General features: G+C 57.5%; 10 protein-coding genes and 1 pseudogene. 2 read left to right on the forward strand and 9 right to left on the reverse strand.

From position 1 onward, the window contains the following. Nucleotides 1-6: 6 nt before the first annotated feature. From URZ40_RS11340 to URZ40_RS11370, 7 genes and pseudogenes are all read right to left on the reverse strand, one after another. A complete protein-coding gene (locus URZ40_RS11340) occupies nt 7-780 on the reverse strand; it encodes an amino acid ABC transporter ATP-binding protein (protein WP_320720561.1) in 774 nt (257 codons plus the stop codon). Beyond that, entirely contained in the window at nt 764-1,690 is a 927-nt protein-coding gene (locus URZ40_RS11345; RefSeq protein ID WP_116339655.1) for an amino acid ABC transporter permease, read from the reverse strand. Before URZ40_RS11345 ends, URZ40_RS11340 begins: the two co-directional genes overlap by 17 nt. Before the next feature lie 9 nt (nt 1,691-1,699). After that, nucleotides 1,700-2,209 (reverse strand): GNAT family N-acetyltransferase, encoded by a 510-nt coding sequence (locus URZ40_RS11350; protein WP_008501765.1) that lies wholly within the window; start codon nt 2,207-2,209, stop codon nt 1,700-1,702. Between the two features lie 9 nt (nt 2,210-2,218). Next, a pseudogene (locus tag URZ40_RS11355) lies at nt 2,219-4,481 on the reverse strand (NtaA/DmoA family FMN-dependent monooxygenase). Between the two features lie 16 nt (nt 4,482-4,497). After that, nucleotides 4,498-5,619 carry an amidohydrolase gene (locus tag URZ40_RS11360; RefSeq protein ID WP_116339649.1) on the reverse strand — a complete coding sequence of 374 codons (1,122 nt, stop codon included), beginning with the start codon at nt 5,617-5,619 and terminating at the stop codon, nt 4,498-4,500. Then, a complete protein-coding gene (locus URZ40_RS11365) occupies nt 5,616-6,617 on the reverse strand; it encodes an LLM class flavin-dependent oxidoreductase (RefSeq protein WP_192982109.1) in 1,002 nt (333 codons plus the stop codon). The genes URZ40_RS11360 and URZ40_RS11365 overlap by 4 nt, the downstream gene beginning before the upstream one ends. Before the next feature lie 110 nt (nt 6,618-6,727). Continuing rightward, nucleotides 6,728-7,267 (reverse strand): AAA family ATPase, encoded by a 540-nt coding sequence (locus tag URZ40_RS11370; protein WP_116339645.1) that lies wholly within the window; start codon nt 7,265-7,267, stop codon nt 6,728-6,730. 417 nt (nt 7,268-7,684) lie between these two features. On the opposite strand from URZ40_RS11370, the gene ansP reads away from it, so the two are divergent. Then, nucleotides 7,685-9,181, forward strand: a complete 1,497-nt coding sequence (gene ansP / locus URZ40_RS11375; RefSeq protein ID WP_032640809.1) for an L-asparagine permease — start codon at nt 7,685-7,687, stop codon at nt 9,179-9,181. 50 nt (nt 9,182-9,231) lie between these two features. Here ansP and URZ40_RS11380 read toward each other — a convergent pair whose 3' ends face one another. Further along, nucleotides 9,232-10,293: a YncE family protein gene (locus URZ40_RS11380; RefSeq protein ID WP_320720562.1), complete on the reverse strand. Its 1,062-nt coding sequence runs from the start codon at nt 10,291-10,293 to the stop codon at nt 9,232-9,234. Between the two features lie 242 nt (nt 10,294-10,535). Between URZ40_RS11380 and pqqU the strand changes: the two genes are divergently transcribed. Beyond that, on the forward strand, nt 10,536-12,650 hold the full coding sequence (gene pqqU, locus URZ40_RS11385) for a TonB-dependent receptor PqqU (protein ID WP_316379227.1): 2,115 nt from the start codon (nt 10,536-10,538) through the stop codon (nt 12,648-12,650). Between the two features lie 119 nt (nt 12,651-12,769). On the opposite strand, the gene URZ40_RS11390 is transcribed toward pqqU, so the two are convergent. Then, on the reverse strand, nt 12,770-13,438 hold the full coding sequence (locus URZ40_RS11390) for a GntR family transcriptional regulator (protein ID WP_116339639.1): 669 nt from the start codon (nt 13,436-13,438) through the stop codon (nt 12,770-12,772). Nucleotides 13,439-13,475: the final 37 nt, after the last annotated feature.

The following is a 13,475-nucleotide window of genomic DNA, read 5'->3' on the forward strand; positions in this document are numbered from 1 at the left end:
CACTCCTTATAAGACTTTCGAGAGGAACTGGCGCGTTCGCGGGTGCGACGGGCGGTTCAACACCTCGTCGCTGCTCCCCTGCTCAACAATTTTCCCGTCAACCATAAACACCACCTGGTCCGCCACTTCACGGGCAAAGCCGATCTCATGGGTGACCACCACCAGCGTGGTGCCAGAACGGACGAGCTTTTTGATCACGTCCAGCACTTCGCCGACCAGTTCAGGGTCGAGCGCCGAGGTGGGCTCGTCAAACAGCATCACGCGGGGACGCAGTGCCAGCGCGCGGGCAATGGCGATACGCTGCTGCTGACCACCGGAAAGATGGCGTGACCAGGCATCAGCTTTATCCCGCAGCCCAACCACGTCCAGCAGGCTGTACGCCCTTTCCACCGCCTCTTTTTTGCCGAGCTTTTTATGCGCGATGGGCGCCTCTATCAGGTTTTCCAGCACCGTAAGATGCGGGAAGAGATTGAAGTTCTGGAACACGTAGCCCACGTTGACGCGCTGCCTGAGGATCTCCTTCTCCTTCAGCTCATAGAGTTTATCGCCCTGACGACGGTAGCCGATGTAATCCCCGTCTATCTGGATAAAACCTTCGTCGACGCGCTCCAGGTGGTTAATGGTGCGCAGCAGCGTCGATTTGCCCGACCCGGACGGCCCGAGGATCACCGTTACTGACCCGGGAGGGATCTCAAGCGAAACGTTGTCGAGCGCCTTATGGCGGCCAAAAAACTTGCTGACGCCGGTGATCGAGATATGTCCTTCAGGAGAGGCTTGCATGGACGGGCTCCTGTGCTGGCGTGGTGGTCACGGAACGGGCGCGGCGGGTGTCGCGGTTCTGATTCACGGCGGAGCGGCGTTCGCTGCGTGCCAGACCGCGCTCGACAACATACTGAATTGCGGACAAGACGGTGGTAATGACCAGGTACCAGGCAGCCCCGACCATCAGCAGCGGGATCACCTCCTGCGTGCGGTTGTAGATCATCTGGATGGTATAGAACAGCTCCGGCATCGCCAGGACGTACACCATCGCCGTGCCCTTGGCGAGGCTGATGATTTCATTGAATCCCGACGGCAGTATTGTGCGCAGCGCCTGAGGTAAAATGATCCGCACCGTGCGGCGCCAGGCCGGGAGACCCAGCGCGGCGGCGGCTTCATACTGGCCGTGATCGACCCCGAGGAATCCCCCGCGAATGATCTCGGCGGTATAGGCGCTCTGCACCAGCGTCAGCCCCACCACGGCGGTGGAGAACTGCCCCAGCACGTTAATGGTCTCAAAGCTGCCCCAGGTGATGCCGGTGAACGGCACGCCGAGAGAGAGCGTGTCGTAGAGATAGGAAAAGTTGTACAGGATGATCAGCACCACGATCAGCGGCAGCGAGCGAAACAGCCAGATGTAGGCCCACGCCAGGCTGCTCAACAGCCATGACGAGGACAGTCTCGCCAGAGCCAGCATGCCGCCAATCACCACGCTCAGCGCGGTGCCGATCAGCGTCAGGAGCAGGGTCTGCCCTACGCCTTCGAGGATCACCGGGTCAAAGAACCAGCGGGCGAACACCGCCCACTCCCAGCGCGGGTTAAAGGCCACGGACTGAATCACGACGGCCAGGACAAACAGCGCCACCGCGGCGCCGACGGCCCGCAGCGGATAACGCGCCGGGACCACCTTAATGGTTTCAACGTTGCTCATCGTCGTTCCTCATGCGGTTTTACTGAACGCTTCGCGTACCAGCGTTTTAGTGAAGCGCAGCCGACCGTCAAAGGGCGGCTGGCTGTACTCTTCCGGATCCCGGTTCAGATCGAACTGCGGCTGATAGCCCTGGCTAAGATAAAGCCTGACCGCTTCCGGCTGGCGAAAACCGGTTGTCAGATAGATCTGGCTGTACCCTGCCAGCACCGCCCTGCGCTCCAGCTCCTGCACCACGCGCCCGGCAAGTCCCTGCTGGCGCAGGGTTTTGTCCGTCCAGATGCGTTTGATTTCCGCGGTGCGTTCGTCGAAGGGCTTGTACGCGCCGGTGGCGATAATCTTCCCGTCGCGCTCCAGGACGATAAACAGCCCCTGCGGCGCTAAGTACCACTCGGTGAGTTCCACTTCCGCGTCTTTAGAGAAGTAGTCCCCGTAGCGGGCGGCATATTCACCGAACAGCCCCTCGATGATGGGCTGAAGCTCGGCATCTTCCGGCGACACGTCACGAAATCGTTCACTCATAGCGCCTCCTTAATCGCCCAGGCCAGCCGGGTTGACTTCTGACTGAGGAATGCGCTCAACGCCTTCCCCCCAGCGGTTGAGCACTTTGTCGTAATCGCCGTTTTGATGACGCCGTTCAGCGCGGTTTGCACCGGCTCAACCAGCCCGCTGCCTTTTTTCAGCGTCACCGCGATGTGCGCCGCCTTCGGCCAGCCGCCGTCGACGCTACCCACCAGTTTGGTTTTCCCGTTCAGTGCCGCTTTCCAGGCACCAATCACGTTCGGGCCAAAGTAGGCATCCGCGCGCCCGGACTGCAGCGCCAGCGTTTGTGCCGCGTCGTCTTTGGTGTAGATCGGGGTAAAGGGCTTCAGTCCCTTCTTCAGGTTTTCGGCATTCCACGCCAGCAGGATGGCCTCCTGGTTGGTGCCGGAACCGACGATAATCCGCAGCCCGGCAATGTCCTCCGCTTTCTGAAGCGATTTGATCGGGCTGGTCGATTTCACGTAGAAACCGAGGGAATCCTTACGGTAGGTGGCAAAATCAAACTTCTCTTTGCGCGCTTTGGTGACGGTAATGTTGCTGATGGCCGCATCGTATTTCCCCGATGCCACCCCCAGCGGCCAGTCTTCCCACGAGGTCGGCACCACGTTCAGCTCCAGCCCGAGGCTGTCGGCCACCAGACGGGCGACGTCAACCTCGCTGCCGAGCAGCGTTTTGTTGTCGTCGGAAAATACCGTCAGCGGCGGTTGATTAAGGCCTGCCACCGCCACGGTAAATTTCCCCGGCACGGCAAAGCGATAATCTTTCGGGAGCTGCGCCACCGCCTCGCTGTTTTTGGCGGTGTTGATCGGCGTTTTGTTGGCCTCGATGCTCACGCCGGTGCCGTTAATATTCACATTCTCTGCCCAGACAGCAGGGGTAAAGGCCAGCGCGAGCGCCAGAATAACCGTTGTTTTCTGCATAGCGGTGTTCTCTTTTATTGTTGTGTGAACTGGTTTTTTGGTTGGTCTAAGCCGAGGCTTTCGCGCAGCGTGGTGCCTGGGTAGTCAGTACGGAACAGGCCGCGAGCCTGCAGAACAGGTACAACCTGGTCAACAAAGCGCGGGAAGGTGTCCGGCGTACCGCCCTGAATGATGAAGCCGTCTGCGGCATAACCTTCAAACCAGGCCTGCAAACCGTCAGCCACCTCCTCCGGCGTGCCGGAAAAGCGCGGGCGCGGCGAAGCGGCTTCAAGCGCCACCTGACGCAGGGTTAAGCTGCGCTCGCGGGCATTACGCTTAATTTCATCGGTAGTGCTGCGGAAGCTGTTTTTGCCTAAGTCGCCGATATCCGGGAACGGCTCGTCAAGCGGATACTGGCTGAAATCGTGATGTTCAAAATAGCGTCCGAGGTAGTTGAGGGCATCGTTAATCGATACCAGCGCCGCCGTGGTTTGATACTGGTTTTCCACGTCATCGGCATCTTTCCCCACTATCACGCTGACGCCCTGGAAAATATGTAGATCTGACGCGCGGCGGCCGTTCGTTTCCAGCTGCTGCTTCACGTCGCGATAAAACGCTTTCGCTTCTTCTAAGGTTTCGTGATGGGTAAAAATGGCGTCAGCATGTTTCGCCGCCAGTTTTTTACCGTCGTCCGACGCGCCCGCCTGAAAGACAATCGGTCGCCCTTGTGGCGTACGACCAATATTCAGCGGCCCGGCGACCTGGAAGAAATCCCCGTGGTGATCCAGGGTATGCAATTTTGCCGAATCAAAGAATTGACCGCTCTCTTTATTGCGCACAAAGGCGTCGCCCTCCCAGGAATCCCACAGCCCTTTCACCACGTCGAGATACTCATCGGCAATGCGGTAGCGCAGCGCATGCTCGGGGTGTTTTTCGCGGGAAAAGTTCTTTGCTGACCCTTCCAGCGGGGAAGTCACCACGTTCCAGCCCGCTCGGCCGTTGCTCAGGTGATCGAGGCTGGCGAACTGGCGCGCCGTGGTAAAGGGTTCGCTGTAGGATGTGGATAAGGTTCCCACCAGCCCCAGGCGTGAAGTGATGCTTGCCAGCGCGGAGAGTACCGTTAACGGTTCAAAGCGGTTTAAAAAGTGCGGAATAGATTTCTCATTTATATAGAGGCCGTCGGCAACGAACAAAAAATCGAGTTTGCCCTCCTCCGCTTTTAATGCCGTTTCTTTTACGAAATTAAAATTAATACTGGCATCGGCGACGGCCTCAGGGTGACGCCAGGCAGACATATTTCCGGACGCACCATGCAAAATGGTCCCGAGCCGCAGTTGACGATGTGCAGACATATTTACCTGTCCAGAATTAAACGTGTTGCAGCGCTTTTTCCGCAAGCTGTGCAAAATAGCGGGCAGCGGGCTCAATTAATGCTTCGTCCGGATTAAATGCCGGATGGTGTAAACCAAACGGGCTATTACTGCCGATGCTGACAAACGCCCCGGGAATAGACTGCAGATAAACCGCGAAATCTTCTCCGCCCATATGCAGTTCCGCGTGCCGGGTTTCGTACCCCGCCTCGCGGGCAACCGAGGTGGCAAAATCGGCCCAGCGCTCGTCGTTCACCAGCGCGGTGGGTCCGGCATACCAGGTAATATCAATCTGTGCGCTGAAGGCGCTGGCAAACCCGGCGGCGATTTCGCCCACGCGGGCCTTCACGTTCTGCTGCACCTCCGTGCGGTGGGTGCGCAGCGTGCCTTCAAGCTCGACGCTTTCCGGCAGCACGTTCCAGGTATTGCCGCCAGCAATGCGCGTCACGCTCAGCACCACTGAATCCAGCGTATTGACGTTGCGGCTGGCGACGCTTTGTAGCGCCGTTACAAGCTGGCTCGCCAGCACAATGGCGTCGTTGCCTTCGTGCGGGCGCGCGGCGTGTGCGCCTTTGCCGGTGATGCGGATCACGAAGCGGTCCACGTTGGCATAGAACGGTCCGCCGCGGGTGGCGAACTCACCGACCGGCAGGCCGGGCTCATTGTGCATGCCGAAAATCGCGCTGACGTCACGCAGGGCACCGGCCCGCACCATGCTCTTCGCCCCGCCAAAGTTCTCTTCGGCAGGCTGGAAGAGGATACGCACCCGGCCGTTGAGCGAGGCTTCACGCTCTTTTAGCTTTAACGCGGCGCCGAGGATCACGCTGGTATGGATATCGTGTCCGCAGGCGTGCATCACGCCTGCACGCTGCGAGCTAAACGGCACGCCGCTGCGCTCCTCAATCGGCAGAGCATCAATATCTGCCCGCAGCGCAATCAGTTTGTTGCCCGAGCCGATTTCCGCCACCAGCCCGGTCGACAGGTCGTAAGGTTGTGGGGTAATCCCGGCATTCGTCAGCCACTGGCGCAGGCGTGCCGTGGTTTCCACTTCCTGACCGGACAGCTCAGGGTTCTGGTGCAGCTCGCGGCGCCAGGCTATCAGCTGTTCGCTAAAGCTCATACGGTGACCTCCCTGTTAAGACGCGCCTCGGCAAGCAGACGCAGCGACGCGACGCGCGTTGCCCCCTCCGCGACAGGCGTGTCGATGATGAATTCGTCAATGCCCCACAGCTGGTGCAGCGCGTTGAGCTGCTCCAGCACCGACTCAGCCGTGCCCGCCAGCAGCGACTGGGCCCGACGGGCAATGCGAACCGGCTCGCTTCCCGCCTGACGCGCAAAGGCGTAGGCCTGCTCTTCGCTGGCCACGGTGACACGCTGGCCATTTTCCAGCTCAACGCCCCACACTTCGACCTTTTGCGCCAGCGCGTCTGCCTCGGCCTGCGTCGGCGCAACAATCGCCTGTACCGCCACAATCACCTCCCGCGCGCTGTTCTTACGCCAGGTCGTTACCACGTCGCGCAGCAGTTCCGGGTCACCGTTGAGATGTGCGGCAAAGACGAAGTGCCAGTTGAGCGAGGCGGCAAGCAGAGCGCTTTCGATGCTGGCGCCCAGCAAAAAGCCCTGAGCAGGAACCGGTGGCAGCGGCGTGGCGCGAACGGCTTCATCGGCAGACTGACGTTCAGGACGGATCCAGCGATCGAGCTGGGCCAGCTGTTCGGCAAAGCTGCCTTTTTCCTGTTGATGCAGACCCTGCTGCAGCACGCGGGTCGAGAGCGGTAGCCCGCCGGGGGCTTTTCCGACGCCGAGATCCACGCGACCGGGCGCCAGCGCGGCCAGCAGGTTGAAATTCTCGGCTACCTTATAGGGGCTGTAGTGCTGGAGCATCACGCCGCCGGAACCGACGCGGATGCGCGTGGTTTGCCCAAGGATCCAGGCAATCAGCAGTTCCGGCGAGGGGCTGGCAAGGTGTGGCGTGTTGTGATGCTCGGCAATCCAGAAGCGGTGATAGCCCAGACTTTCTGCCTGCTGCGCCAGCGTCAGGGTGCGCGCCAGTGCATCGGCTGCCGTTTCGTTTTCAGCGATGGGGCTTTTGTCAAGAATGCTGATTCGCCATGACATGTTGCGTTCTCGTTTGACTTAACATGTCGACATTATTAAAGGCGTATTTCACCACAGAGAAACAATTAATTTACATTTGGTTTGCCGGAAATCAGATATACATGACCCTGCTAAGGGTGTGATTTCAGCGATGAAATCAGCGCATCCGCCTCCTGACGACGGGTGATTCGGACAAACTTGATATGGCTGTACTGCGGGTTTTTCATGTCGGCTTCGTAGCGTTCGCGGTTGCTGCGCCAGGTTTTAATTGTCCAGATGATGATGGACTCCCGGCTGAAAAATGAGCGGCGAAAGCTTTCACGGTTTCCGGTGCCGGGCCAAAGCTCCTGCTGGTGCCATGCGCGTGTGAACGCGCGCGTGACCGCCTGCCAGAGCGTACGGGTAAACCCGATGTCCACCCACACGACCACATCTACATCACGCCACTTCACCGGGCGCGTGCGATTGTAGTTGCCGTCAAGCACCCAGCCGGGCGTGGCAGCGAGCGTATCCGCCAGCGTATTTAGCAGCACTTCATCCGGTGTGCCCTGCCAGTCAGGGCGCCAGTACAACCTGTCCATCTCAATATACGGGAGCGACAGCTCCGTCGCGATGCGTCTGGCAAGCGTACTTTTTCCACTTCCGCTGGTACCGATAATATTGATTTTCACCGTTCCGCCCGATCGTGCTGAAGAAAAGGGATCGCATCATATCGTTTTAGTTTTGTTAATGAAACGCCAGCGAAGCGCCACCTCCTGGCGCTCTACCTCAACGTAATTATTAAGGGTTTCTGATGATTAAAGCAGCACTTCACTGTTTGTTTTGTCTAAAAACTCACCACGATTCAGCGCGTTGTAATCCTTGTCTGCTCTGACCACACGATTTCCTTCGACGTGCATCACTTTCGGCACGGTTATATTTTGCGTCGCTTATGAATTGCAGGTAGGATGCCTCGCCATGTTTCGCCTTATCCATACGCAGAATGACTGGGAAGGCGGCATGTGTTTGCGCAGAAGCAATCGTTTGTATTGCTTTCTGCCAGGCAGGACTATCACGATAATGGTTCAGACAGGCAAACAGGTAACTCAATGAAAACAAGCAATAAAAGCGCAGCCGATCATCATGCTGCGAAACGTCGCTGGTTGAACTCCCACGAAGAGGGCTACCACAAAGCGATGGGCAACCGTCAGGTTCAAATGATCGCCATCGGCGGCGCTATCGGTACGGGTCTGTTTTTAGGTGCTGGCGCACGTCTGCAGATGGCGGGCCCGGCTCTCGCACTGGTTTATCTGGTGTGCGGGATCTTCTCCTTCTTCATTCTTCGCGCGCTGGGTGAACTGGTACTGCATCGCCCCTCCAGCGGAAGCTTCGTCTCTTACGCCCGAGAATTCCTCGGTGAAAAAGCGGCCTACGTTGCCGGCTGGATGTACTTCGTCAACTGGGCGATGACCGGTATTGTTGATATCACCGCTGTTGCGCTGTATATGCACTACTGGGGCGCGTTCGGTGACGTGCCGCAGTGGGTCTTTGCCCTTGGCGCGCTGGCCATTGTCGGCACCATGAACATGATCGGCGTGAAGTGGTTCGCCGAGATGGAGTTCTGGTTTGCGCTGGTAAAAGTGCTCGCCATTGTGATTTTCCTGGTGGTCGGTACGGTCTTCCTCGGCAGCGGCAAGCCGCTGGATGGCAATGCCACCGGTTTCCACCTGATAACCGATAACGGCGGATTCTTCCCGCACGGCCTGCTGCCTGCGCTGGTTCTGGTTCAGGGCGTGGTGTTTGCCTTTGCGTCTATCGAGCTGGTCGGTACCGCAGCGGGTGAATGTAAAGACCCGCAAACCATGGTGCCAAAAGCCATTAACAGCGTGATCTGGCGTATCGGTCTGTTCTACGTCGGTTCCGTGGTGCTGCTGGTTCTGCTGCTGCCGTGGAACGCCTATCAGGCCGGTCAGAGCCCGTTTGTGACCTTCTTCTCTAAGCTCGGCGTGCCTTACGTGGGCAGCATCATGAACATCGTTGTGCTGACGGCGGCGCTCTCCAGCCTGAACTCCGGCCTTTACTCTACAGGACGTATCCTGCGCTCCATGTCCATGGGCGGTTCCGCGCCGAAGTTCATGTCGAAAATGAGCAAGCAGCACGTACCGTACGCCGGCATTCTGGCTACGCTGGTGGTGTACGTCTTCGGGGTGTTCCTGAACTACCTGGTGCCGTCTCAGGTCTTCGAGATCGTGCTGAACGTGGCCGCACTCGGGATTATCGCCTCCTGGGGCTTCATCGTGGTCTGCCAGATGCGTCTGCGTAAAGCCATTAAAGAAGGCAAAGCCGCTGACGTCAGCTTTAAGCTGCCGGGCGCCCCGGTGACCTCCTGGCTCACCCTGCTCTTCCTGTTCAGCGTGCTGGTTCTGATGGCGTTCGACTACCCGAACGGTACCTACACCATCGCCACCATCCCGCTGCTGGCCGTGCTGCTGATCGCTGGCTGGTTTGGCGTGCGTAAGCGCGTTCACGAAATTCACAGCACCGCGCCGGTTCATCCAGATGATGAAAAACACGACGCGCCGCTGGTGGAAGAGACCTCGCGTTAAGCACCAATTAAGCATTAAAAAGGGAAGGCATCTGCCTTCCCTTTTTTATATCACAGCGCGATACGCACCACGTCGTCAGGCTGGGTCGCTTCCTGCTGACGGGTAGATTTCTGCTTCACCGTCACGTAGAGCGTTTTGCCATCCGCCGATAGCGCCAGGCTGTTCGGGTAGACCGGCGCATCGAACGTTTTCGTTACTTTGTAGGTTTTCGCGTCAATCACGCTCACTTTACCGGCCTCACGATGCGTCACGTAGGCTTCATTGCGAGCCGGGTTAAACAGGACCGCCAGGGACTCCGGCGCGGCGATTTTCTCGATCACACTGCCGTCTTTCAGGCTCACCACCAGCACTTCCGGTTGTTTTGAATCGGTCAGGAACGCGCGCTGGCCGGCGGTGTCGAGGCTCAGGTTCAGGTAGAAGTGCTCTTTACCGTCGTCCTGCACTTTTTTACGGCTCAGGATTTTATTGGTGGCGGTATCAATGGTGACGAGTTCGCCGTCAGCATTGGTGGTATACAGGCGTTTCGCTTTAGCATCCAGCGCCAGACCGGTGCTGTATGTGCCGGTATTGGCAATGGTCTCTTTCAGCTTCAGCGTTGCGCCATCCACGACCCAAATCACGCTCTCTTTGCCGACACCGGTGATGTAAATCGTGTTGCTCGCATCATCTGCCACCAACTGGCGCGGCTGCAGCGGCTTGACGGTTTCACTGCGCTGACGGCTATCAAGCACCAGACGCCCTTTCACGTCGCCCGTTTTCGCATCAATGGCCGTCACCGCGCCGTTGATCGTGTTACCCAGCCACAGGGTTTGCGTCGCGCCGTCGAGGGTGGCGCCAAACGGTTTGAGATCGCTGTGAATGGCCTGCGTCACCTCCAGCGTGGCAGGATCGAGGCGGTAGATAACGCCACCCTTGTCGAGTTTACGGCTTTGCGACGTCGCAACCCACAGGGCGTTCTCCTGCTGGCTGACCGCCATTTCATAGGCACCTTTACCCACCGCTTTACGCAGCATCTCTTCGGCGGCATGCGCCTGGAAGGTTCCGGCAAACAGTAAAGCGGCAGACAGCAGAGACGTACTCAGGCGTGGCGAGCACAGATGGCGTAAAGACATAACAATTCCTTTTTTGAAAAGAGGGGTTTCCGCTGACATCACTTCCGGCAGGCAACGTCATGGCATCGCCTTTTGATAATGAGAATAGTAATCATTAATGAGCTGAATGTGGAGTTTTTCTTTTCCGTATTGCCTTTCATTAACGCAATGTGCGGTTATAGTTTTCAAAACATTTACAAAACCTTTAACATGTATGGACATGTTCCATTTGGTTCGTTTATACATCACAACCGGTTTTACTCATGAAAATCATATCTGCCCGTAAGGCATCTCTCCCGCTGCTGCTGGTTCCCGTTGTTTTTGCACCTCTGAGTGCAATGAGCGCCGAGGAACAGACCATGATCGTCAGCGCCGCGCCGCAAACCGTATCAGAGCTTGATACCCCGGCGGCGGTCAGCGTCGTGAATGGCGATGATATGCGCCACGCTGCGCCACGCATTAATCTCTCCGAATCGCTTGGCAGCGTTCCGGGACTACAGATTCAGAACCGTCAGAACTATGCTCAGGATCTCCAGCTTTCGATGCGCGGGTTTGGCGCCCGCTCAACGTTTGGCGTGCGTGGCATCCGCATGTATGTCGACGGTATTCCTGCCACCATGCCGGACGGACAGGGCCAGACCTCCAACATCGATCTCTCCAGCATTGACAGCGTTGAGGTGCTGCGCGGCCCCTTCTCTGCCCTGTACGGCAACGCCTCTGGCGGCGTGATTAACATCAACACCCAGACCGGACAGCAGCCGCCAACCATTGAAGCCAGCAGCTATTACGGCAGTTACGGGACATGGCGCTACGGCATGAAAGCCACCGGCGCGATGGGTGACGGCACCCACGCGGGGGATGTGGATTACACCGTATCCACCACCCGCTTCACCACCAAAGGCTACCGCGACCACAGCGGCGCGCGGAAGAATCTCGCTAACGCCAAACTGGGCGTACGCATTGACGACGCCAGCAAGCTGACGCTGGTTTTCAACAGCGTGGATATGAAGGCCAACGATCCGGGCGGGCTGAGCTATCAGGAGTGGCAGGATAACCCGCGTCAGTCCCCGCGCGGCGATCAGTACAACACGCGCAAGACCATCAAGCAGACCCAGGCGGGGCTGCGCTATGACCGACAGCTTAGTGCTCAGGACGATCTCAGCGTGATGATGTACGCCGGCGAGCGTGAAATGACGCAGTACCAGTCGATTCCCTACCAGCCGCAGCTGAGGCCTTCTCACTCCGGCGGCGTGATCGATATGCAGCGTCACTATCAGGGGGTTGATACCCGCTGGACGCACCGCGGCGAGCTGCTGGTGCCGGTCACCTTCACCACCGGTCTGAACTATGAAAACATGAGTGAAGACCGCCGTGGGTACGAGAACTTCGTGATGAACAACGGGGTGCCGGACTACGGCGTGAAAGGTGATAAACGCCGGAACGAACGTAACCTGATGTGGAACGTTGACCCTTACCTGCAGACCCGCTGGCAGCTGACGCAGAAACTCTCCGTCGATGCGGGCGTGCGTTACAGCTCGGTCTGGTTTGATTCCAACGACCATTACGTTACACCGGGCAACGGCGACGACAGCGGTGATGCGAGCTATCACAAGTGGCTCCCGGCGGGCGCCGTGAAGTATGCGGTGACGGACGCATGGAACCTCTACGCTGCCGCAGGACGTGGATTCGAAACGCCAACCATCAACGAGCTCTCCTATCGCGCCGATAACCAGGGCGGCCTGAACATTGGCCTGAAGCCGTCCACCAACAACACGTATGAGGTGGGCAGCAAAACCCGCATCGGCAATGGCCTGCTGACGGCAGCGCTGTTCCGCACCGATACGGATGACGAGATCGTGGTGGATGCCAGCGCTGGCGGCCGGACAAGCTATAAAAATGCCGGGAAAACCCGTCGTCAGGGAGTCGAAGTGTCTCTCGATCAGCAGTTTGCTGAAAACTGGAAGCTGAAAATGGCGTGGACCTATCTGGACGCCACCTACCGCACCAACGTCTGCGGCGACGCAGACTGTAACGGCAACCGCATGCCGGGCATTGCCCGCAATATGGGCTACGCGTCATTTGGCTGGCAGCCTGAAGAAGGCTGGTACGCGGGCTCGGACGTGCGCTACATGAGCGATATCATGGCCGACGACGAGAACACGGCGAAAGCGCCGTCGTACACGGTGGTCGGGCTGAATACCGGGTACAAATTCAACTATGGTAACTGGGGGATGGACGTCTTTGGCCGCGTAGATAACCTGTTCGACAAAGAGTACGTCGGCTCAGTTATTGTAAATGAATCCAACGGGCGGTATTACGAGCCCGCGCCGGGCCGCAACTACGGCGTAGGGCTGTCTGTCTCTTATCGATTCGAGTAAGAAATAAGTAAAGTTTATTTTATAAAGAAAATAACGCTCCTGATGGCAATATGCCATCAGGAGTTATTCACCATATAAATAATTGGATAGCGTATATAGTCGCTCTGTTAAATAATCTCTCAGTTAAAATATTGTCGCTGTAAAAGCGTATTCGCTTCATCAATCAACTTTTCTATTGCCTTCTGGCTGGCGTCGACATCCCGGCGTTCCAGGGCTGAAAGCAACTCGTCATAGTGATACGTCGCTTCTTTAATGTCATTAAGCTCCTGGTGCAGATAGTTAATGCACGGCCCGATGCGCACCCAAAGCTGTTCAATTAAGGCATTAAGCGTGGGCATTTCCGCGTACTGGTAAAGCGTAAAGCGGAAAACGCGATTCGCATGCAGTGCCTGCTGTACGTTTCCGTTGCGCATGGCCTCATGAAACGCTTCCGACAATTTGCGCAACGTCTCCAGCTTTTGTTCAGACATATTCTGGCAGGCTGCGGCAACCGCCATGGGCTCAAGCTGCTTGCGAATAGCGTTGATTTCGTTATAACGGTCCAGCGTGACCTCCGGCACCAGAAATGCCTGTGCTGGCGTGGCATGTAATGCCCCTGCTGACACCAGACGCAGCAGCGCCTCGCGTACTGGGGTAATGCTGGTTCCTAATTTATCGGCGATCTCTTTCGTAATCAGTCGTGCACCAGGTTTAAGGGAGCCCGTAATTAACGCTCCTTTCAAACTGAGTTCAACTTGCATGGTAAGACTGATCCTTTGGGCTTTTTCTAAGTGATCCAAATCAAGCATGTTCAATTCCTGTAGCTAAAACTTAATGCTATTTATA

The organism is Enterobacter sp. 296B2 (genome assembly GCF_034106185.1).
Lineage (GTDB): Bacteria > Pseudomonadota > Gammaproteobacteria > Enterobacterales > Enterobacteriaceae > Enterobacter > Enterobacter cloacae_N.

Bases quoted from the DNA above. Each gene is read 5' to 3' on its own strand.
- URZ40_RS11390 (WP_116339639.1), bottom strand. From the start codon at position 13,438: ATGCTTGATTTGGATCACTTAGAAAAAGCCCAAAGGATCAGTCTTACC.
- URZ40_RS11360 (WP_116339649.1), bottom strand. From the start codon at position 5,619: ATGAGCTTTAGCGAACAGCTGATAGCCTGGCGCCGCGAGCTGCACCAG.
- URZ40_RS11340 (WP_320720561.1), bottom strand. From the start codon at position 780: ATGCAAGCCTCTCCTGAAGGACATATCTCGATCACCGGCGTCAGCAAG.
- pqqU (WP_316379227.1), top strand. From the start codon at position 10,536: ATGAAAATCATATCTGCCCGTAAGGCATCTCTCCCGCTGCTGCTGGTT.
- URZ40_RS11380 (WP_320720562.1), bottom strand. From the start codon at position 10,293: ATGTCTTTACGCCATCTGTGCTCGCCACGCCTGAGTACGTCTCTGCTG.
- URZ40_RS11345 (WP_116339655.1), bottom strand. From the start codon at position 1,690: ATGAGCAACGTTGAAACCATTAAGGTGGTCCCGGCGCGTTATCCGCTG.
- URZ40_RS11350 (WP_008501765.1), bottom strand. From the start codon at position 2,209: ATGAGTGAACGATTTCGTGACGTGTCGCCGGAAGATGCCGAGCTTCAG.
- ansP (WP_032640809.1), top strand. From the start codon at position 7,685: ATGAAAACAAGCAATAAAAGCGCAGCCGATCATCATGCTGCGAAACGT.
- URZ40_RS11365 (WP_192982109.1), bottom strand. From the start codon at position 6,617: ATGTCATGGCGAATCAGCATTCTTGACAAAAGCCCCATCGCTGAAAAC.